General features: G+C 29.8%; 18 protein-coding genes. All 18 read left to right on the top strand.

The genetic code is table 11. From position 1 onward, the window contains the following. Position 1 precedes the first annotated feature (1 nt). The 18 genes from M915_RS02210 to priA all read left to right on the top strand — a co-directional run bounded on the left by M915_RS02210 (position 2) and on the right by priA (position 22,073). A complete protein-coding gene (locus tag M915_RS02210) occupies positions 2-2,302 on the top strand; it encodes a penicillin-binding transpeptidase domain-containing protein (RefSeq protein WP_235043748.1) in 2,301 nt (766 codons plus the stop codon). A 21-nt stretch (positions 2,303-2,323) separates the two neighbouring features. Continuing rightward, positions 2,324-3,283 (top strand): phospho-N-acetylmuramoyl-pentapeptide-transferase, encoded by a 960-nt coding sequence (mraY, locus tag M915_RS02205; protein ID WP_036728961.1) that lies wholly within the window; start codon positions 2,324-2,326, stop codon positions 3,281-3,283. A gap of 9 nt (positions 3,284-3,292) precedes the next feature. Beyond that, positions 3,293-4,609, top strand: a complete 1,317-nt coding sequence (gene murD / locus M915_RS02200) for a UDP-N-acetylmuramoyl-L-alanine--D-glutamate ligase (RefSeq protein WP_036728958.1) — start codon at positions 3,293-3,295, stop codon at positions 4,607-4,609. Further along, complete coding sequence (locus M915_RS02195) at positions 4,609-5,718, top strand: FtsW/RodA/SpoVE family cell cycle protein (RefSeq protein ID WP_009222119.1); 1,110 nt, start codon at positions 4,609-4,611, stop codon at positions 5,716-5,718. The genes murD and M915_RS02195 overlap by 1 nt, the downstream gene beginning before the upstream one ends. Next, on the top strand, positions 5,719-6,810 hold the full coding sequence (gene murG / locus M915_RS02190) for an undecaprenyldiphospho-muramoylpentapeptide beta-N-acetylglucosaminyltransferase (RefSeq protein WP_036728955.1): 1,092 nt from the start codon (positions 5,719-5,721) through the stop codon (positions 6,808-6,810). It begins immediately after the preceding gene. Next, positions 6,810-7,631, top strand: coding sequence for a cell division protein FtsQ/DivIB (locus tag M915_RS02185; protein ID WP_036728952.1), 822 nt, complete (start codon positions 6,810-6,812; stop codon positions 7,629-7,631). The genes murG and M915_RS02185 overlap by 1 nt, the downstream gene beginning before the upstream one ends. A 115-nt stretch (positions 7,632-7,746) precedes the next feature. Continuing rightward, a complete protein-coding gene (gene ftsZ / locus M915_RS02180) occupies positions 7,747-8,829 on the top strand; it encodes a cell division protein FtsZ (protein ID WP_036728950.1) in 1,083 nt (360 codons plus the stop codon). 45 nt (positions 8,830-8,874) lie between these two features. Then, entirely contained in the window at positions 8,875-9,333 is a 459-nt protein-coding gene (gene nrdR / locus M915_RS02175; RefSeq protein WP_009222123.1) for a transcriptional regulator NrdR, read from the top strand. Positions 9,334-9,337: 4 nt separating this feature from the next. Continuing rightward, positions 9,338-10,642 (top strand): replication-associated recombination protein A, encoded by a 1,305-nt coding sequence (locus M915_RS02170; RefSeq protein ID WP_009222124.1) that lies wholly within the window; start codon positions 9,338-9,340, stop codon positions 10,640-10,642. Between the two features lie 174 nt (positions 10,643-10,816). Then, a complete protein-coding gene (locus M915_RS02165) occupies positions 10,817-12,295 on the top strand; it encodes a C69 family dipeptidase (protein ID WP_036728947.1) in 1,479 nt (492 codons plus the stop codon). 138 nt (positions 12,296-12,433) lie between these two features. Continuing rightward, positions 12,434-13,822, top strand: coding sequence for an asparagine--tRNA ligase (gene asnS, locus M915_RS02160; RefSeq protein ID WP_036728945.1), 1,389 nt, complete (start codon positions 12,434-12,436; stop codon positions 13,820-13,822). 9 nt (positions 13,823-13,831) lie between these two features. Further along, the gene (leuS, locus tag M915_RS02155) at positions 13,832-16,243 is read left to right on the top strand and encodes a leucine--tRNA ligase (RefSeq protein WP_036728942.1); all 2,412 of its coding nucleotides are present in this window, start codon (positions 13,832-13,834) and stop codon (positions 16,241-16,243) included. Between the two features lie 93 nt (positions 16,244-16,336). Continuing rightward, complete coding sequence (locus M915_RS02150; protein ID WP_036728939.1) at positions 16,337-17,212, top strand: YicC/YloC family endoribonuclease; 876 nt, start codon at positions 16,337-16,339, stop codon at positions 17,210-17,212. A gap of 19 nt (positions 17,213-17,231) precedes the next feature. Then, positions 17,232-17,477 carry an extracellular matrix/biofilm biosynthesis regulator RemA family protein gene (locus M915_RS02145; RefSeq protein ID WP_009222129.1) on the top strand — a complete coding sequence of 82 codons (246 nt, stop codon included), beginning with the start codon at positions 17,232-17,234 and terminating at the stop codon, positions 17,475-17,477. A 5-nt stretch (positions 17,478-17,482) separates the two neighbouring features. Beyond that, positions 17,483-18,100 carry a guanylate kinase gene (gmk, locus tag M915_RS02140; protein WP_009222130.1) on the top strand — a complete coding sequence of 206 codons (618 nt, stop codon included), beginning with the start codon at positions 17,483-17,485 and terminating at the stop codon, positions 18,098-18,100. A 1-nt stretch (position 18,101) separates the two neighbouring features. Then, positions 18,102-18,467: a DNA-directed RNA polymerase subunit omega gene (gene rpoZ / locus M915_RS02135; RefSeq protein WP_036728936.1), complete on the top strand. Its 366-nt coding sequence runs from the start codon at positions 18,102-18,104 to the stop codon at positions 18,465-18,467. Further along, positions 18,460-19,653, top strand: a complete 1,194-nt coding sequence (gene coaBC, locus M915_RS02130) for a bifunctional phosphopantothenoylcysteine decarboxylase/phosphopantothenate--cysteine ligase CoaBC (protein ID WP_036729751.1) — start codon at positions 18,460-18,462, stop codon at positions 19,651-19,653. Before rpoZ ends, coaBC begins: the two co-directional genes overlap by 8 nt. 35 nt (positions 19,654-19,688) lie before the next feature. Further along, the gene (gene priA / locus M915_RS02125; protein WP_036728933.1) at positions 19,689-22,073 is read left to right on the top strand and encodes a primosomal protein N'; all 2,385 of its coding nucleotides are present in this window, start codon (positions 19,689-19,691) and stop codon (positions 22,071-22,073) included. The last annotated feature ends 7 nt before the right edge of the window (positions 22,074-22,080 follow it).

Below are 22,080 nucleotides of genomic sequence, written 5' to 3'. Positions count from 1 at the left end.
CATGAACAAAAGAATGAAATTAACAGAGCCTGAAAAGAAAAATAAAGTAGAGAATAATTTGTCGAAAACTGCGAATAAAAAGGTTTTTTTTCTACTTTTCTTTTTGGGTTTTTTGTTTATAGCGATAGTATTAAAATTATTATATATTAATGTATTTCAAGGTGAAGACCTGACAAGAAAAGCGTTGAATCAGTTGACTAAGACTGAACTTGTAAGAGCTGACAGGGGAATAATATATGATAGAAATAAGAAAGAACTTGCAGTAAATGTCACCAAAGCAAATGTATTTTATAATATGAATTTTGAAAAAAGTGAATCTCAAAAGACAGAAGAATTTAATATTTATAAAAGAGCTGTATTGGAAGAGGCGTCAGAGAAAATAGCAACGGTGTTGGAAATTAGCAAGGAAGAAATTTTGGATATTATGGTTGGCGATAAAATTATAAAAATAGCTTCAAATATTTCAAGAGAAAAAGCTCTTGAATTAAAAGATTTAAAAATACCGAGACTTTCAATAGAAGATGTTGCAAGAAGATTTTATCCTTATGATGCTATTGCCAGTCATGTTATCGGATTTATAAGTGATGATGGAGTTGGTCAATATGGTCTTGAAGCTAAGTATGATGATGAATTATCTGGAATAGCAGGAAAAAATATATCAATAAAGAATAATTCATATACTCAAATTCCTTTGACAGATGAAGAAAATTATGCACCAAAAGAAGGGGCATATCCGGTGCTTACATTGGATGAAACAATTCAACAATTTGCAGAAGAAGCTGCATTGGACGCGAGAATAAAACACAATGCGGATATGGTTTCCATTATAGTTCAAAATACGGTTACTGGCGAAATCCTTGCTATGGCTAATAATAGAAGTTATAATGCAAATAATCCTAAGGCACCGGTAGGGGAAGAACAGGAAAAAATTTGGCCTAATTTAAGTAAAGAGGAAAAAGCGGAATTATGGTTTGAAAATTGGACAAATTTTTGTGTGAGTTCTCAATATGAGCCGGGTTCTGTTATGAAAGTAATAACTGCAGCAGCGGCTCTGGAAGAAAATACAACAAGTCCTTTAAAAATATATTATTGTCCACCTGTTTTGCCGGGTACAAAAATAATTTGTAATACTAAAAATATAGGAAATAAAACTATGGAACAGGCGATGGCGGAAAGTTGCAATATTACATTTGTAAAGATTGGTAGAGAGCTTGGTGCTGAAAAACTATTAAAATATATAAAAGCATTTGGTTTTGGAGAAAAGACAGGCATAGATTTACCGGCAGAAATCAAAGGACAAATTCCGGCAAATGCTAACGAAATAGGAGATATAAGACTCGCTACATTGAGTTATGGACATGGAATAGCGGTGACTCCTATTCAACTTATAAATTCAGTGTCTGCAATTGTAAATGGAGGAAATTTAAATACACCTAAAATAGTCGATAGATTTGAAGATAAAAATGGAAATGTTATTAAAAAATTTAAGACTGAGTTAAAGAGAAAGGTGATATCTGAAGAAACATCAAATACTATGAAGAGATTGATGAAAAAAGTAGTTGATGATGGAACAGGAAGACTGGCAAGAGTTCCCGGATATCAAATTGGAGGAAAGACAGGTACAGCATATATACCATCAAAAGATGGAGGATACGAAGATAATTATATATCTTCTTTTGTAGGGGTTGCGCCTATAAATGATCCTAAGATAACAGTACTTGTTGTTATGCAAAGACCGAGAGGAGATTTTTATGCTGCAACTGTAGTTGTACCGGCAGCTCAATATGTGTTAAAAAATACTTTAGAATATTTAAATATTCCAAAGACAGAGAAAATTGACACATCTGATAACAAAAATATTGTAGAAGTTCCTGATGTAACAGGATTGTTGTTATCGGACGCAGGTAAAAAAATTGTAGATGTGGGATTACAATTTAATGCAAATATAAATAATATTTCTAACGCTTCAATAGTTATGAAACAATATCCGGAAGCTGGAGCCATGGTAAATCTTGAAACAATAGTAGATTTAAGTGTAAATTCCAATATTGAAGAAGATAAAGTTATGCCAAATTTAGTTGGTAAGACCGAGAAGGAATTAAAGACTATTTTAAAAGATTTAAACGTGGAGTATAATATAAAAGGCACAGGTGAAGTGACATATCAATCTGTAGGACCTAATAGTAAAATCAACAGTAATACTTTTGTAGTATTTACTATGTCGATTCCTCCTACAGATGAAAATATCAGAGAATCTAAAAATGATGAAAATAACAAAAAGAATTTGAATAAAGAAAAGTAATTAAAGTTAGGAAGTGTATTTATGCAGGAAAGTAGAATCCTGATTAGTTTAATTTTATCAATGCTTATATCGTTAATGTCAGGGAAAATTGTAATACCGGAGTTAAAAAAGTTGAAAGCAGGTCAAAGTATTAGAGAAGATGGTCCACAAAGTCATTTGGTAAAAGGTGGAACGCCTACGATGGGCGGAGTAATGTTTTTAATTACTATATTAATTATGGTAATTTTATCCAAAGATAAAAGTCTTGAAATTGTAATGCTTTTATTTTCAACTTTTGCATTTGGTTTGGTAGGATTTATAGATGATTATATTAAGGTTGTAAAAAAGAGAAATTTAGGATTTACTGCAAAACAAAAATTAATCTGTCAAATTTTGGTAGCTTTAATAATATTGTTTTATCAATATAAAACTCCGGAACTTAATACAAATATAATAATTCCTATATTAAATTTGAACATAAACATAGGATTATTATATATACCATTTATTGTATTTGTCGTAGTTGGAACAGTTAATTCGGTGAATTTGACAGATGGATTAGATGGTCTTTCCAGTGGAATAACTATAATTTGCTTAGGTTTTTTCGCTGTTGTTGCACATAAACTCGGAAGAACAACAGTGGAACTATTTTGTATATTGCTAATAGGAGCTTTATTAGGCTTTCTATATTATAATAAATATCCGGCAAAAGTATTTATGGGAGACACAGGTTCTCTTGCATTGGGCGGAGCAGTTAGTGCCGTTGCAATACTGTTAAATTTACCTTTAATACTTCCTGTAGCGGGAGGTATATATTTTATAGAAACTCTATCTGTAATAATACAGGTAGCATCATTTAAACTTAGAGGCAAAAGAGTATTTTTGATGTCACCGCTTCACCACCATTTTGAACAAAAAGGTTGGAAAGAAACCAAGGTAGTAGTTGTATTTTATGCTGTGGAATTAATATTGTGTTTAATTTCATATAAAATGTTATTTTAGGAGATAATTATGTACGAATATAAAAATATATTAATTTTTGGGCTAGGAGTTACAGGCGAATCCGCATTGAAATGTATGAGTAATTTTGAGTGCAATTTATACGCCTATGATGAAAATGAAGACAATTTAAACAAAGATTTTGAAATAGACTTTAAAATTTTCAATAAAAAAGATATTGATAAAATTGATTTGATAATAAAGAGCCCGGGAATAAATCCTAAAAATGAAATTTTAATGCTTGCTAATGAAAAAAATATTAAAGTTGTATCAGATATTGAAATTGCTTATGGGATTACTAAGTGTAAAAATTTAATAGCAATAACAGGAACGAATGGAAAGACAACAACAACTTCATTAACTTATCAAATATTAAACAATGATAGAAAAACATACTGTGTAGGAAACATTGGAAAGGGAATTTTAGATATAGCTCTTGAAGCTGAAGAAGATGATTATATAGTTATTGAGGCAAGTTCGTTTCAATTAGAGTATACTTATGATTTCAAACCGATAGTTTCAGTTATAACAAATGTTACAAGCGACCATTTAGACTGGCATGGGAATATTTCTAATTATAAAAATGCTAAATATAAAATATTTAAAAATCAAAATGAAGATGATTACACCATATTCAATTATAGAGATCAGAATTTAAAAAGTTTAAGTTTCGATAGAGATATATATTATTTTTCACTTGAAGATTCCGGGAAGCTTGGTACATTTGTAAAGGAAGGCGGTATTTACTTTAGAAGTAAAGATTCTACGGAATTTATAATGTCTGTGAATGATATAAAAATGCCGGGAGTACATAATGTAGAAAATGTACTTGCATCAACAGCTATCGCAAAATCTCTTGGAATAAAAAATGAGGTCATAAAAAAGTCTATTTCTAATTTCATGGGAGTGGAGCATAGAATAGAATTTGTAAGAGAGTTAAATGGGGTAAAATATTATAATGATTCTAAAGGAACTAATCCGGATTCTACAATTATGGCAATTAACGCTATTGAAAAAAATATAATTTTAATAGCAGGCGGATATGATAAGAAAGCTGATTTTTCAGAGATGCTTAATATAGGGCTTGGCAAAGTAAAAAAACTTATATTACTTGGAGAAACAGCAGATATATTGCAGAAAATATCAAAGCCGTTAGGCTATGAAATATATATGGTTAATGACTTAGATAAGGCGGTTATGCTTTCTAATAGCATAGCATCTAGTGGAGATGTTGTATTGTTGTCACCGGCATGTGCATCGTGGGATATGTATACTTCCTATGAAAAAAGAGGAGAACATTTTAAAAAATTAGTAAATGAGTTGATATAATGAAAAAATATAAAAACAAATTAAAATCTATGGATTTTCCGTTAATAATAATTTTGATACTTTTAGTATTTTTTGGTCTTATTGCAGTAACAAGTGCAAGTTACCCTGAAGGTGTAAAAAATTTTGACGGCGATGGGTTTTATTTTGCAAAAAGACAATTAATATTTTCTATACTTGGATTTATCGGAGTTATTGTTGTTTCAAAATTACCAAGAAAAACAATCCGAAATTTATCTGGGATTGGTTTTATAGTGGGGATTTTTTTGATTTTTGCATTATGGACTCCTCTTGGCTGGGGGAAGTATGGACAGATAAGATGGATAAGAATTCCGAGTTCATCATTTAAATTTCAACCATCAGATATTTTAAAAATAACATCTATTGTGTATATGGCGAAGCTTCTTGATATTAACAAAAAAAATATGGGAAATAGTTATACATTTTATTCATTAGTATTAATCATGGCAATATCAGTTGTTCCGATAATGTTGAAAGACCTTTCAACAGCTGTTGTAATAGGAATATCATTATTTTCTATGTATTTTGTAGGGGGAATAAAGTCTCATCAATTTGTGACATTACTTGGCATTGGGGGAGCATCAATTGTGCCGATGATAGTTTTATTTCCATATAGAATAAAGAGAATGTTTTCGTTTTTTACAGATAGCGGAACATTAACAAAAGATAAATATCAAATAACACAATCATTGTATGCGATAGCTATGGGCGGATTTGGAGGAGTAGGATTGTTTCATTCAAGACAAAAATATTCTAATGTACCACTTGCATATAATGACTTTATTTTTCCTATTATTTGTGAAGAGTTCGGTATCATAGGAGCCATATTTTTGATTTTTTTGTTTTTTATGTTAATATATAGAGGATATTTGATTGCATATAAGGCAAAAAATTATTATGATAAATATGTAGCAGTTGGAATTACGACATATATCGGAATACAGGCAATATTTAATTTGGGAGTTGGCTGTGGATTATTTCCGGTTACGGGTATAACACTTCCATTTATTTCTTATGGAGGAACATCATTAATGTTGACTATGATTTCAATAGGTTTGCTACTTAGAATTTCAAGGGATGTGGAAGAATAAATGAAATACATTTTATCCGGTGGAGGAACCGGAGGACATATTTATCCGGCACTTGCGATAGCAAATGAATTAAGAAAAAGAAATGGGGATAATGAAATATTGTATGTAGGGAAAGAAGGAAGTCTTGAAGAAGAACTTGTAAAAACATATGGTATTGATTTTGAATCGATTCACATAGAAGGATTACCAAGAAAAAAAATAAATAAGCAAACTTTTATTACAATGTTGACTCTCTTTAAGGGTTTAAGAGAATGCAATAAAATAATAAAAAAATTTAAGCCGGATGTTGTAATAGGTACCGGAGGTTATGTTTGTGCTCCGATAGTTTTAAAAGCTCAGCAAAAGAAAATAAAAACTGTTATTCAAGAACAAAATGCATATCCGGGAAAAACAAACAGACTTTTGGCTAAAAAGGCAAATCTTGTTTCACTTAATTTTGAAGAAGCTAGAGAATATTTGAATACTGATAATATAATTATAACCGGAAATCCTGTAAGAGATGACTTTGAAAATATAGATAGAGAGAATGCGAGAAAAGAACTTGGAATTTTAGATAGTGAAAAATTTGTTTTATCATTTGGAGGTAGCGGAGGACAAGAATCTACAAATGAAGCTGTTATTGATATAATAAAAAGTAAAAAGGATATAAACTTTAAATTTATGCATATAACAGGAAAAACTCACTATAATAAATTTATGGAAAATTTAAATAAAAATAATATTTCTGAAAACATAACGATATTAAATTATTCATATGAAATTCCAAAATTATTAATGGCAAGCGATCTTGTAATTGCAAGTTCAAGTGCAATGACACTTGCTGAAGTGTCGGCGGTTGGAATTGCAAGTATTTTAATTCCAAAAGCATATACTGCAGGGAATCATCAAGTTTTTAATGCTAAAAGCTACGAGAATAAAGGTGCTTCAAAAGTTATATTAGAAGAAAATTTAAACGGAGATATTTTATATAATAATATAGTTGAACTGATTTCAAATGATAATTTAAGAAATGAGATGGCATTGAATTCAAAAAAAATTGGGAATATTGAAGCTGTAAAATTATTGGTAGATAAAATAGAAAGTTTAAAATAATGAATAACGGAAATAGAAAAAAGAAAATTATAAAGCGTAGAAAGAAAAGGCTTTTGATAAGAAAAATAGTTTCTATAATAATTTTGTTTAGTATAATAATATTTTTTATGCTAAAATTGGGAGTATTTAATGTAAGATCAATCAATATAAAAGGGGCATCAGAAGCAAAAGAGTCTGAGATAATAAAAAAGTCTGAATTTAAAGTTGGAGAAAATTATTTTTCTGTAAATAAAAAAGATAGAATTAAAAATATAAATAATATTCCGGTAATTAAAACTTCAAAAATTTCTTTTTCATTATCAAGGCGTGTAACTATTTCAGTTTATGAAAGAAAACCGATTCTACAAATAGAAAATTATATGGATTATTATTTGCTTGATGATGAATTTAGAATTATTGGAATAAAAAATGAACCATTACAAAATATTGTAGAACTTACCGGAATAGATGAAAAAGATTTAAAACTTGGAAAGTTTTTATACGCTAAAGATGATCAAACTAAAAATTTTATAAAAAAGCTTTTTGATGAAAAAGAAATTTTTCAAAATTTGAAAAGTGTAAATATAAGTTCTAATTCTATTATGTGTATAAATAAGGATAATATTGAAATTAAATTTGGAGAACCTACTAATCTTGATTACAAATTTAAGATGTTAGGACAAGTATTGGAAGATATTAGGAAAACAAATAAAAGAGCCACTTTAATAGATATGAGTAAAGGAGATAATATTATAGTAGAAATAGAAAGTGATTATTCAAATGGTAATGATAAAAATGACAAAGATAATTTTGATGAAAATTTAACGGAAAGTGAAAATTAACGATGTTTTTTTATAATGAAGTGTTTAGATATTGACTATTTTACAATTTATTTATAAAATACTATTATAGGTTTATTATGATGAATAAGTAATTTATTATATAAGGAGGATGTTTATGTTGGATTTTGATATGGATCATGATGATTTTGCCAAGATAAGGGTAGTTGGCGTTGGTGGCGGCGGAAATAATGCTGTTAACAGAATGATAAATGCCGGAGTTAAGGGAGTAGAATTTATTGCTTTTAATACAGATAGACAAGCATTAAAAAATTCTCTTGCAGAAAGTAAAATTCAATTAGGAGAGAAAGTAACAAAAGGGTTAGGTGCAGGTGCCAATCCTGATGTTGGAGAACAATCTGCAGAAGAGTCTCGTGATGAAATAAGAGCATGTCTTGAAGGTGCCGATATGGTATTTATAACTGCCGGAATGGGCGGTGGAACCGGTACTGGAGCAGCTCCTATAATTGCAGATGTTGCGAAAGAATTAGGATTACTTACAGTTGGTGTAGTAACAAAACCTTTTGCCTTTGAGGGTATAAAGAGAGCAAAATTTGCAGAGAGAGGAATTAACGCATTAAAAGATAAAGTAGATACATTGGTTATTATTCCAAATGATAGACTCCTTTCAATTTCAGATAAAAAGACAAGTTTTTCAAAAGCTTTTGAGATGGCGGATGAAATATTAAAACAAGGTATACAAGGTATATCAGATTTAATTTCGGTACCTAATCTAATAAATCTTGACTTTGCGGACGTTAAGACAATTATGTATGATAAAGGTATTGCTCATATGGGTATAGGTGTTGCATCCGGGGACGATAGAGCTACTGAAGCTGCTAAACTTGCTATAAATTCTCCTCTACTTGAAACTTCTATTCAAGGAGCAAAATCTGTACTTCTTAATATAACAGCAGGAAATGATCTTGGAATTTTTGAAGTTAATGAAGCTGCAGATTTAATTCGTGACTGTGTAGATGAAGATGCAAATATTATATTTGGAGCAGGAATTGATGAATCACTTAAAGATCAAATAAAAATTACAGTAATAGCTACTGAATTTGATCAATATAAAGAAGATAAGGGAAAAAAATTTCCAGGTCTTGACATTAGTGGCAGATCTGATTCTAAAGATTCTGTAAAAAATTTTGAAGATGGAGAATTAAAAATCCCTTCATTTTTAAGAACAAAGAAAAACTAATTAATGCCTCATCATTTGATGAGGTATTTTTGATGAGGTGATAATATGAAGTGTCCATATTGTGGGTATTCTGAATCTAAAGTTGTAGATTCAAGACCGACAGACGAAGGTAGTACAATAAGACGTAGAAGAGAATGTATAAATTGTAAGGGAAGATTTACAACCTATGAGAAAATTGAAGAGACACCTATAATAGTTGAAAAAAAAGATGGCAATAGACAGAGCTTTGATAGAAATAAAATAGTTCATGGAATAATAAAATCGTGTGAAAAAAGACCTGTATCAATTGAAAAAATAGAAGCTGCAGTAGACAATATAGAAAAAAAGATTCAAAATTCATTAAAAAAAGAAATTACAACTACTGAAATCGGTGAAATGGTAATGCAGGAACTAAAAGAACTTGATGAAGTTGCCTATGTTAGATTTGCTTCTGTATATAGGCAATTTAAAGATGTAAATAGTTTTTTTGATGAACTGCAAGATATAATAAGCAAGAAGAAGTGATTTTATGGATTTATTTACTTTAAATATGCAGGAAAATTTAAAAACAAATGCACCGCTTGCAGAAAGACTAAGGCCAAAAAATCTAAATGAATTTTTTGGACAGAAACATCTTGTCGGTGAAGGAAGATACTTAAGTAGAATTATAAAATCGGACAGAGTATCTTCGATGATATTTTATGGACCGCCTGGAGTTGGGAAAACAACTCTTGCAAGAATAATTGCAAATACCACAAAAAAAAGATTTGTTCAAATTTCAGCTGTAACATCAAATATAAAAGAATTAAGAGAAGTGTTAAATGAAGCTGAAGAATTTTTAAAATATGAAAATAAAAATACTATACTGTTTATAGATGAAATTCATAGATTTAATAAAACTCAACAAGATGCTCTTCTTCCTTTTGTTGAAAAGGGAATTATAATTCTAATAGGAGCTACAACTGAAAATCCTTACTTTGAAGTTAATAAAGCATTAGTTTCCAGGTGCCAAATATTAACACTTGAAGCTCTTTGTCAGGAAGAATTAAGAGAACTTATAATAAAAGCTTTAAATGATGAAAATGGTTTCGGTAATTTAAATATAGAAATAGATGATGCTGCAATTAATTTTTTGATAAATAATTCTTCAGGTGATGGGAGAAATATTTTAAATTCTTTAGAAATAGCAATTTTATCTACAGATATGGTTGATAATAAGATAAAAATAGATATAGATATTATTAAAGATTGTTTACAAAGTAAAAACATAAATTATGATAAAAATGGAAATGAGCATTATGATACTGCATCAGCTTTTATAAAATCAATTAGAGGATCTGATCCTAATGCTGCACTTTTTTACCTTGCAAAGATGATAGAGTCAGGAGAAGAACCTAAATTTATAGCAAGAAGATTAATAATATCCGCATCAGAAGATATATCAAATGCGGATCCTATGGCGCTTGTAGTTGCAGTAGCGGCATTTAATGCAGTTAATATGGTTGGATTTCCGGAAGGCAGAATTATTTTAGCACAAGCAACCACATATCTTGCTACAGCTCCAAAATCTAATAGGGCATATCTTGGAATTAATTCGGCTATTAATGATGTGAAATATGGAACAAATTTTTATATACCGATGTATCTAAGAGATAAGCATAGTCCGGATATAAAAAAAGAAGCTATATATAAGTATCCTCATGATTATGAAAATAATTATGTAGAGCAACAATATCTTCCAAGTGAATTTGTAGATAGGATTTATTATGAACCATCTAACAATGGATATGAGAAAAAAATAAAAGATTTTATGGCTAAACTTAAAGATAAATAAGAAAAAAATAGAATTAGAAATTGTGTTTTTCAATCAATTTGATTATGGAATAGAGCATAAATATTTAAAACATAGCATTGTGTTTTTTAATAAATATTTATGCTCTTTTATATTTGATTAAATATTGCTATAATATTAACTAGGAAATCATTTTCGTAAGGAGGAATTATAATTATGAAGAAAAGAATGTTATCTTTGTTATTGGCACTTATTATGATATTAAGTGTTGGTAATAGTGCACTTGCCTGTACAGGAACTTATGTAGGAAAAGATGTATCTAAGAATGGTTCTACTTTAATTTGCAGAACAGAAGATATAGGTGGAGGACATCCGAAAAGTTTTGTTGTATATCCGGCTGCAGATCATAAAGACGGTGAAATGTATGAAGATCAAATAACAGGGTTTAAATGGCCTCAAGCTATGCATACTTATCAATATTGTGCAGTTCCTGATTCAGATGGCTATGATGATGATGGTATTTATGACGAAGTTGGTTATAACGAAAAAGGAGTTGCAATATCTGCAACAGTATCTGCAGATTATAGAGAAGAAATTGAAAAAGTAGATCCTCTTATTGATACTGGTCTTAGAGAAGCAGACATAACTACATTAGTTCTTTCAAGATGTAGCACAGCTAAAGAAGGCGTTAAACTTCTTGGAGAAATAATTGATAAAGAGGGAGCTGCTGAATGTAACGTTTTAATGATAGCAGATCATAAAGAAGCGTGGTACATGGAAATAGTATCAGGACATCAATATGTTGCAATTAAATTGCCAACTGATGTTTGTGCGGTAATTCCAAATTGTTTATGGCTTGATTACGTAGATGTAAATGATACAGAAAATGTTATAGCATCTAAAGAATTAATTAGTATGCCTGAAAAACATAATTTAATAAAAAAAGTAAATGGAAAGTTTTCAGTGAGGGCAACTTATGCTCCTGAACTTCAAGATTATGATAGAGCAAGAGTATGGGGCGGACAAAATTTTCTTGCACCTTCAAAAAAATTGTCTTATGAAAGTAACTATAATTTATTTTTCAAACCGGATAAAAAGGTTTCTTTAAAAGATGTTATGGAATTACAAAAATATAGATATGAAGGAACTAAGTTAGATGGAAATAAGCCTGAAAATAAAGGCGTAAGAGTTATAGGAATAGAAAGACAAGTTGAGTGTCATATAATAGAATTAAAAGAAAATTTCCCTGCAAAAGTTCCTGGAATTTTATGGCTTGCTATGGGAAATGCGGAACACAATGTGTATGTTCCATACTTCCCTAATTTATCAAAAACTCCTGAGGCATATGCTAAAAAATCATCAAATTTTGATGATACACAGGCATATTGGGTATTTAGAGGATTATCTACATTAGCTGAATTAAATAGAGATAAATATGGAAAGAGTATTAGAGAATACTGGAGTAAGTATCAAGATAAATTAATAGAAGAACAAGATGCAAGAAATAAAGAATTTTTAGTTTTGTATCATCAAGATCCTAAAAGAGCAGTTGAATATGCAAATGAAATGGCAGAAAAGCTGGGAATGCAGGCTTTTAAAGATGCAAAATCAATGTACTCTGAGTTATTTAGATATGTTGCCGGAGATGTAGCAAGAACAGCTAAAAAGCCATTTGTTCCATCAATAGCTCAATAATGAAAAGATAAGGTCCTAAAGGGCCTTATTTTTATGTAAAAATACTTCTACAATTTGACAAACTGTTACAAAATGGCTATAATACAACCTATATATAAATTGAAAATAAAAAATAAAGTTGATATATTAGGAGGAATTATGAGATTAACTATTAGAGAAATTTTAGAAAACAGTCAAAAATTTATTGATAGAGATGTAAAAATTGAAGGATGGATAAAAACAAGCAGATCATCTAAAAATTTTGGATTTATAGAACTTACAGATGGTTCGTGCTTTGGAAGTCTGCAAATTGTATACGATGATAAGCTGCAAAATTTTTCTGAAGTTGAAAAATATCCCATAAGTTCTTCTCTTTTAGTAGAGGGAAAAATCGTGGAAAGTCCCGGAGCAAAGCAGCCAATTGAGCTACATGCAGTAAAAATTGAAGCTTACTGTGAATCTGACAGAGATTATCCGCTTCAAAAAAAGCGTCATACGATGGAATATTTAAGAACTATTGCACATTTAAGGGGAAGATCTAATACATTTAATGCAGTATTTAGAGTTAGATCTATTCTTGCGTTTGCAATACACAAATTTTTTCAAGAAAAAGGATTTGTTTATGTAAATACTCCGCTTATAACAGCATCAGATGCAGAAGGGGCAGGAGAGATGTTTCAAGTTACAACTCTTGATTTAAAAAATATTCCTTTAACTGAAGATGGTAAAGTTGATTTTTCGAATGACTTTTTTGGAAAATCAACTAATTTAACTGTATCTGGACAATTAGAGGCTGAATCATTTGCTTTAGCATTTGGAAACGTGTATACTTTTGGACCTACTTTCAGAGCTGAAAATTCAAATACAGCAAGGCACGCTGCAGAATTTTGGATGATAGAACCGGAACTTGCATTTGCAGATCTTGAAGAAAATATGAGAATTTCAGAAGAAATGTTAAAGTATATAATTAAATATGTACTTGATAATGCAAAAGATGAAATGGAGTTTTTTAATAGCTTTATTGATAAGGGACTTTTTGAAAGACTTAATAATGTTGTAAATTCTGATTTTGGTAGAATTACTTATACAGAGGCTATAGAAGTATTAAAAAAATCAGGACGTGAGTTTAAATATCCTGTTGAATGGGGAGTTGACTTACAGACTGAGCATGAGAGATATTTGACTGAAGAAGTATATAAAAAGCCTTTATTTGTAATAAACTATCCAAAAGAGATAAAAGCTTTTTATATGAAAGAAAACGAAGATAAAAAAACGGTAGCTGCAATGGATCTTCTTGTACCCGGAGTTGGAGAAATAATTGGAGGTTCTCAAAGAGAGGATAGACTTGAAGTATTAGAAGAAAAAATGAAAAATATTGGAATGGATATGGACACATATAAGTGGTATTTAGATCTTAGAAGGTATGGTAGCGCTCAACACTCAGGATTTGGACTTGGATTTGAAAGAGCTGTAATGTATATTACAGGTATGAGCAATATTAGAGATGTAATACCATTTCCAAGAACAGTTGGTTCTGCAGAATTTTAGGAGGAACAGATGAATAATTATAATCCAAATGAAATAGAAAAAAAATGGCAAAAGTTTTGGGATGATAATAAAACTTATGTTACAAAAAATGAATTTGACAAGGAAAAATTTTATGCATTAGTAGAATTTCCATATCCTTCAGGACAAGGACTTCATGTAGGACATCCAAGACCTTATACTGCACTTGATATTGTTGCAAGAAAAAGAAGATATGAAGGATATAATGTTTTATATCCGATGGGATGGGATGCATTTGGACTTCCAACTGAGAATTTTGCTATTAAAAATAAAATTCATCCTGCGAAAGTTACTAAACAAAATGTAAATAGATTTAAGAAACAGCTAAAATCAATAGGATTTTCCTTTGACTGGTCAAGGGAAGTTAATACAACAGATCCTAAATATTATAAATGGACTCAATGGATATTTTTACAACTTTTTAAAAGAGGGCTTGCATATAAAACTGAAATGCCTGTAAATTGGTGTCCTTCATGTAAAGCGGGACTTGCTAATGAAGAAGTAGTTGGCGGTAAATGCGAAAGATGCGGTCATGAGGTAGTTAGAAAAGTTAAAAGTCAATGGATGCTTAAAATTACTGATTATGCACAAAGACTTTTAGATGATCTTGAAGAAGTAGACTATATTGAAAGGGTTAAGACTCAACAAAAAAATTGGATAGGCAGAAGTGAAGGAGCTGAAATTAAATTCAATATTGCAAATTCAGATGATTATCTTGAAGTTTTTACAACGAGACCTGATACTATTTTCGGAGCGACATATATGGTAATAGCTCCGGAACATCCATTAATTGAAAAATATATTGATAGAATTAAAAATTTAGAGGCAATAGAAACATACAAGGAAGAGTGCTCCAAAAAATCTGATTTTGAAAGAACAGAGCTTTCAACTGAAAAAACAGGAGTAGTAATAGAAGGACTATATGCTATAAATCCGGTGACTGAAGAGCAAATTCCTATTTGGATTTCGGATTATGTATTAATGAGTTACGGTAAAGGTGCTATAATGGCAGTTCCGGCTCATGATACAAGAGATTATGAGTTTGCAAAGAAATTTGATCTTAATATAGTTCCTGTAATTGATGGTGGAAATGTCGAACAAGAAGCTTTCATAGATACTGAAACAGGAATTATGATAAATTCTGGATTTTTAAATGGAAAATCAGTTAAAGATGCCATTGATTCAATGCTAAAGTGGATTGAAGATAAGGGAATAGGACATAGAAAAATAAACTTTAAGTTGCGTGATTGGGTATTTTCAAGACAAAGATACTGGGGAGAACCAATACCTTTAATATATTGCGAAAAGTGCGGTTGGGTTCCGGTTCCTGAAGCTGAATTACCTGTTTTATTACCTGATGTTGAAAACTATGAGCCTACAGATAATGGAGAAAGTCCTCTTTCTAAAATTGATAGTTGGGTAAATACAACATGTCCTCATTGTGGAGGCTTTGCGAAAAGAGAAACGGATACTATGCCTCAATGGGCAGGAAGTTCTTGGTATTTTTTAAGATATACAGACCCTGATAATGATATGGAGCTTGCATCAAAAGAAGCACTAAAATATTGGACTGCAGTTGATTGGTATAATGGAGGTATGGAGCATACAACTCTTCACCTATTATATTCAAGATTTTGGCATAAATTTTTATATGATATAGGAGTTGTTCCTACCAAAGAACCTTATAAAAAGAGAACATCTCACGGAATGATTCTTGGGAATAATGGTGAAAAAATGAGTAAGTCAAGAGGTAATGTAATAAATCCTGATGATATAATTAGAGATTATGGTGCGGATACTCTTAGAACTTATGAAATGTTTATAGGAGATTTTGAAAAGAACGCTCCATGGAGTGACAATGGCGTTAAGGGATGTAGAAGATTTTTAGAGAGAGTTTGGAATCTTCAGTCTATTTTAAATAACGGTGAAGATTATAGTAAGAGTCTTGAGTCCAGTATCCACAAGGCTATAAAAAAAGTTTCGCATGATTATGAGAACTTAAAAGCAAATACGGCAATAGCAGCATTAATGGGTTTATTAAATGAATTTAATGAAAATAAGAGTATCACTAAAAAAGATTTAAAAACATATTTAATACTTTTAAATCCAGTTGCTCCACATATAACAGAAGAATTGTGGGAAATTACAAATCTTGGTGGATATCTAAATCAAGCTAGATGGCCTGAGTATGATGAAGCAAAGACTATTGATGATAGTATTGCGCTTCCTGTTCAATTTAACGGCAAGGTTAGGTACACAATAGAGATTCCAAGGGATGCTAATATAGATGTTGCAAGGCAGATTGCTATGCAAAATGAAGTTTATAGAAATTATACTGACGGAAAGAATATTGTGAAGGAAATATATGTTCCGGGTAAGATTTATAATATTGTAGTAAAATAAAAAGAGAATCTGAAAAGATTCTCTTTTTTTGTCTTGTTTTTATGGCAAATCTATCAGAAATAAAGTATAATACTATAAAATGGGGTGTTATAAATGAATAGCATGACAGGATATGGAAGTGGAATAGCTTCTAATGAAAGATTCAGCATTAAAGTAGAAATGAAGTCTGTAAATAACAGATATTGTGATATATCAGTAAGACTTCCTAAAATATTATTTGCTCTTGAAGAAAGAGTTAAAAAGTCTATAAAAGACAGTGTAAATAGAGGAAAGATTGATGTATTTATAAATCTTGAATACATTAATTCTACAGATGTTAAAATAGAAGTAGATACTACTTTAGCTAAACAATATTATTTAGCTCTTACAGAACTTAAAAATGAGCTTAATATTAGTGATGATATATCTCTTAGGGATATATACTATATGCAGGGAGTTCTTGTAAATAAAAACAATGAAGAAGATATAAATGAATATTCAAAGATTTTGGATGAAGCATTAAATGAAGCTTTGACTAATTTTATTTCAATGAGAAATATAGAAGGAGAAGAAACAAAAAAGTTTTTTATAGAAAGAATTTCAGATATTGAAAAAATTTCCGCAATGATTAAAGAAAGAGCACCGATAACTTTAAAAGAAAATACAGAAAAGTTGAGGGAAACAATAGAGTCTAATGTAGATATTAAAAATCTAGATTTACCAAGGCTTAGTACAGAGCTTGCAATAATGTGTGACAGGTTATCTATTGACGAAGAAATTACAAGAGTTTTTTTACATCTTAAACAATTTAATAAAATAATCAATTTGGATGGAGCTATTGGAAGAAAACTTGATTTTTTAGTTCAAGAATTAAATAGAGAAGTAAATACAATAGGTTCTAAATCAACGGATATAGATACATTAAATTGTGTAGTTGAATTGAAATCCGAAATAGAAAAGATAAGAGAACAAATTCAAAATATAGAGTAGGAGTTAAAAAATAATTAAAATGATAAATATAGGCTTTGGAAATATTATTAATGAAAGTAGAATTATAGCGGTAATCGATCCTGATTCTGCTCCAATAAAGAGATTAATATCTGAAAGTAGAGATAAGGGGTTATTAGTAGATTCGACTTATGGACGAAAGACAAGATCTGTTATAATTATGGATACAAGTCAGATAATTCTTGCTTCTATACAACCGGAAACAATAGCGGCAAGGATAAGTGAAGGAAAAGTTAAGGAGGATTGATTTTTTTGTCAGCAGGTTTTTTATTAGTGTTATCAGGACCTTCAGGAAGTGGAAAGGGTACAGTAAGTCAAGCACTTATGAGTAGAAATAATAAGATATCCTTTTCTACATCGGTTACTACAAGAACTCCTAGACCAAATGAAGTTAATGGAGAAAATTATTTTTTTACTACTATTGAAGAATTTGAAGATATGGTAAAAAATGATGAACTTCTTGAATATGCTTTTGTACATACAAATTATTATGGAACTCCAAAAAAGTTTGTATTTAGCGAAATAGAAAAAGGTGAAATAGTTCTATTGGAAATAGATGTTCAAGGAGCATTACAAGTAAAAGAAAAATATAAAGAGGCAGTATTTATATTTTTACTTCCACCGACAATGGACGAATTAAAAAGTAGACTTATAAAGAGAGACACAGAGACGGAAGAAGAAATCAATACGAGATTTAAAAATGCATTTAGAGAACTTGACTTTGTCGGTGAATATGATTATTTTGTTGTAAATAATACAGTTGAACAAGCTGTTATAGATATAGAAAACATAATTGAAGCTGAAAAGCTTAGAGTTAAAAGACATAAAGATATAAAAAAAGAAGTAATGAAAGAAAAGAAAGGTGAGTAAAATGATAATACCTTCATTTAATAAAATAAAAAATGTAACAGATAGCAGATATTCTTTAGTGGTACTAGTTTCTAAAAGAGCAAGAAAAATTGTGGACGGTTCAGCTCCACTTGTTAATACTGAGAATGAAAAACCGGTATCAATAGCTATTGAAGAAATAATGGACAAATCTATTTTGTTTGGGGAGCCTATGTCAGATCGTGCTTATAACAAAAAAATAGAGGATGAAAAAGCGCATAAACTCGAAATTCTTAAAAATAGCAGAATGAAAAAAATGAAAGATGAATATGAAGAAAATTCTAAAATAGAAGATGAGATTAATGATGAAGAAGTTAATTTTAAAGAGAGTATGAGTGAAAATGCTTAAAAATAAAAATATATTACTTGGAGTTACAGGAGGTATTGCTGCATATAAGGCACCATCTATTGTAAGTAATTTGCGAAAACAAGGCGCTAATGTAAAAGTTGTAATGACTAAAGCTGCATGTGAATTTGTAACTCCACTTACATTTCAGACAATGTCCAATGATATAGTACATGTAGATATGTTTAAACAACTTTCAAATATGGATGTTGAACATATTTCTCTTGCAAAGTGGGCAGATATAATTGTTGTTGCACCGGCAAGTGCAAATACGATTGCAAAGTTTGCAAATGGTATTTGTGATAATTTACTGACTACTATATTACTTGCAAGTCGCTCAAAAGTGATGATAGTCCCTGCTATGAATACATTTATGTTAAATAGCCATGCCAATAGAGAAAATATGAAAAAATTATCAGATAGAGGTGTGATGATACTTGACACTCAAAATGGTGTATTGGCATGTAATGATGTTGGGGATGGAAAAATGTTAGAGCCGGCAGAGATTATTGATGAAATAGATAGTGCTCTTACGGAAAAAGACTTAGAAGGAAAAAGATTTGTAATTACAAGTGGCGCTACTATTGAACCTATAGATCCCGTTAGATATATTACAAATCATTCAAGCGGTAAAATGGGTTATGCTCTTGCTAAGCAAGCTAAGAAAAGAGGAGCGGATGTAACTCTTATTTCAGGTTCTGTAAGTATAGAAGCGCCTAAGGTTGATAATTTTGTTAAGGTATCTACGACTCAAGATATGTTCGATGCAGTTGAAAAATATTTTGATAAGTGTGATGTTTTAATAAAAGCAGCAGCCCCTGCAGATTATAGACCTAAAAAGTATAGTGAAGAAAAAATAAAGAAAACGGCACAAAAGGATTTGGAATATATTGAGCTTGTTCATAATATAGATATAGCAAAACATTTTGGAAATAGCAAAAAGAATCAAATTGTTGTGGGTTTTGCAGCAGAGTCAAATAATGAGATAAATTATGGAATCGGCAAGCTTAGAAGTAAAAATTTTGATATTATTGTTGTAAATAATATAAAGCAAGCAGGAGCAGGATTTAGAACTGATACTAATATCGCCAGTATTATTGATAGAAATGAAAATGTAGAAACTCTGGGTTTAATGACAAAGACTGAACTTGCAAATGTAATATTAAATAAGGTTAGAAAATTATTTTAAGCAAGAGAAAATCTTGCTTTTTTAATGGTGGTTATATGAAATATGCAAGTGTTTTTATACAAAATAGCGTATCTAAGATAGATGATTTATATTTATATAAATGTCCGGAAAACTTATTTATTGAAATCGGAATGAGAGTAATAGTTCCTTTTGGCAGAGGTAATAGTACAAGAATTGCATTAGTTGTAAAAATTCATGACAATATAGAAAAAGTAAATTATAAATTAAAAACTATAATTAATGTAATAGACTATGAACCAATATTGGAAAAAGATTTAATTGAGCTTGGTTTTTGGATGTCAGATAGGTATTTAACTACTTATTCTCAAAGTTTTTCTCCTATATTTCCACCGGGAGATGTTAAAAAAATCAAAAAAATTGCAAAAATAAACGGGAATATTAAGCTTAATGATAGTCAGAATGAGTTTATAAGACTCATAGAGAAAAATAATTATGAACTTGATTTTTTGGATGGAGATGAAAAATTAAAAAATTTTTTAAGAGTTCTTATAGAAAAGAAAGTAATCGAAATTGATTTTAAGATTGATACAATAGGTGGGGAAAAAACACAGAAATATGTTAAGTTGTCAAAAAATTACTTGAGAAAAATTGGAGAGAAATCATTAAAAATAACTGAAAAGCAAAGCTTAATTATTAAATATTTACAAGAAAAAATTGAAACTTCAAGGGCTAATTTACTTTCAGATTTAAAATTATCGGATGCTCCATTAAAAAGTCTTGTAAATAAAGAAATAGTTGAACTGTATGATAAATTTATTGAAAGAAATCCATATAAAGATAAGCAAAAATTAGAATCAAAAATATTAAATGATGAACAGTTAAAAGTTTTAAATGGGATATTTAATTCAAATAAAGAAACTGATTTAATATATGGACTAACGGGAAGTGGAAAAACTGAAATTTACTTAAAACTTGCAGAAGAAGTTATAAAAGCCGGTGGACAAGTTATAGTTCTTGTTCCTGAAATTGGGTTAACTCCTCAGATGATTGAAAGATTTATGGGAAGGTTTGAAAATAAGGTTTCTGTACTTCATTCTAAGTTGTCTACCGGAGAGAGGTATGATCAGTGGCAAAAAATTAAAAATGGATATGTTGATGTAGTTGTTGGAGCTAGATCTGCAATATTTGCACCGTTTAAAAATTTAAAATTAGTTATAATAGATGAAGAACATGATAGTTCGTATAGATTTCATAATGCATTGAGATATGATACATTAGAAGTTGCTCAAAAGAGGATGAATATATTAAATGGAAAAGTTATTATAGGAAGTGCAACTCCAAGTATTGACAGTTATTATAATGCATTAAGTGGGAAATATGGACTATTTAAGTTAAAACATAGAGCTGTTTTAGGTGCTAAACTTCCAACTGTTCAAATTGTTGATATGAGAAAAGAGCTTCTTAGAGGTAATGTTTCTATTTTTAGTGAACAACTTCGTAATTTAATAGAAGAAAAATTAGAAAAAAAAGAACAAATAATATTGTTTTTAAATCGAAGAGGATTTTCTAATTTTGTATCATGTAGATCTTGTGGTCATGTTATAAAATGTGATAATTGTGACATATCTATGACATATCATAAAAACACAAATTCGCTTAGATGTCATTATTGCGGTTCAACTAAGAAAATGGTAGATAGATGCCATGAATGTGGAAGTAAGTTTATAAAACAGTTTGGAGTAGGAACTCAAAAAGTTGAAGAAGAAGTACAAAAATTATTTCCTAATGCAAGAATTATTAGAATGGATAGAGATACAACTGTAAGAAAAAATTCTTATGATAATATTTATGAAAGTGTAAAAAACAAAGAAGTAGATATTTTAATAGGAACTCAAATGCTTGCTAAAGGATTAGATTTTGAAAATGTTACATTAGTTGGGATAATAGCGGCAGATTTATCTTTATACATTTCAGATTATAAAGCTACTGAGACTACATTTGAACTTTTAACTCAAGTTTCCGGGAGGGCAGGAAGATCGAATAAAGGCGGAGATGTTATTATACAAACTTATGAACCTGATAATTATAGCATTGTGTATTCTAAAAATGCAGATTATGAGCGATTTTATAATAAAGAGATAGGATATAGAAAAGAATTTAATTATCCTCCTTTTATTAAGCTTGTAAATATACATTTATATTCTGAATTTGAAAATAAGCTTGATTTTATGGCAAATGAAATTTTAAATTCATTTGCTGGAGAAATTAGAGGATATAAAGTTGAACATACAAGGATAATAAAAATGCCTAAAATAAAAAATGTATTTAATCGTAAAATAACGCTTAAAGTTGATCCTGATAATTTGGAGGAGTTAATTGAAGTTATAAAAAGGGTATTAATAAATAATAGATTAAAGCTTAATAAGAATAATATATTTATTGAAATAGAATTTATATGAGGTGAAT

It is taken from the genome of Peptoniphilus mikwangii, from assembly GCF_000468535.1.
Lineage (GTDB): Bacteria > Bacillota > Clostridia > Tissierellales > Peptoniphilaceae > Anaerosphaera > Anaerosphaera mikwangii.
Note: the sequence above shows the minus strand (reverse complement) of the source record. Positions and strands in the feature narration are given on the sequence as shown.

Bases quoted from the DNA above. Each gene is read 5' to 3' on its own strand.
- leuS (WP_036728942.1), top strand. From the start codon at position 13,832: ATGAATAATTATAATCCAAATGAAATAGAAAAAAAATGGCAAAAGTTT.
- ftsZ (WP_036728950.1), top strand. From the start codon at position 7,747: ATGTTGGATTTTGATATGGATCATGATGATTTTGCCAAGATAAGGGTA.
- M915_RS02165 (WP_036728947.1), top strand. From the start codon at position 10,817: ATGAAGAAAAGAATGTTATCTTTGTTATTGGCACTTATTATGATATTA.
- priA (WP_036728933.1), top strand. From the start codon at position 19,689: ATGAAATATGCAAGTGTTTTTATACAAAATAGCGTATCTAAGATAGAT.
- murG (WP_036728955.1), top strand. From the start codon at position 5,719: ATGAAATACATTTTATCCGGTGGAGGAACCGGAGGACATATTTATCCG.
- asnS (WP_036728945.1), top strand. From the start codon at position 12,434: ATGAGATTAACTATTAGAGAAATTTTAGAAAACAGTCAAAAATTTATT.
- M915_RS02145 (WP_009222129.1), top strand. From the start codon at position 17,232: ATGATAAATATAGGCTTTGGAAATATTATTAATGAAAGTAGAATTATA.
- coaBC (WP_036729751.1), top strand. From the start codon at position 18,460: ATGCTTAAAAATAAAAATATATTACTTGGAGTTACAGGAGGTATTGCT.
- rpoZ (WP_036728936.1), top strand. From the start codon at position 18,102: ATGATAATACCTTCATTTAATAAAATAAAAAATGTAACAGATAGCAGA.
- M915_RS02170 (WP_009222124.1), top strand. From the start codon at position 9,338: ATGGATTTATTTACTTTAAATATGCAGGAAAATTTAAAAACAAATGCA.
- murD (WP_036728958.1), top strand. From the start codon at position 3,293: ATGTACGAATATAAAAATATATTAATTTTTGGGCTAGGAGTTACAGGC.
- M915_RS02210 (WP_235043748.1), top strand. From the start codon at position 2: ATGAACAAAAGAATGAAATTAACAGAGCCTGAAAAGAAAAATAAAGTA.
- M915_RS02150 (WP_036728939.1), top strand. From the start codon at position 16,337: ATGAATAGCATGACAGGATATGGAAGTGGAATAGCTTCTAATGAAAGA.
- M915_RS02185 (WP_036728952.1), top strand. From the start codon at position 6,810: ATGAATAACGGAAATAGAAAAAAGAAAATTATAAAGCGTAGAAAGAAA.
- nrdR (WP_009222123.1), top strand. From the start codon at position 8,875: ATGAAGTGTCCATATTGTGGGTATTCTGAATCTAAAGTTGTAGATTCA.
- mraY (WP_036728961.1), top strand. From the start codon at position 2,324: ATGCAGGAAAGTAGAATCCTGATTAGTTTAATTTTATCAATGCTTATA.
- M915_RS02195 (WP_009222119.1), top strand. From the start codon at position 4,609: ATGAAAAAATATAAAAACAAATTAAAATCTATGGATTTTCCGTTAATA.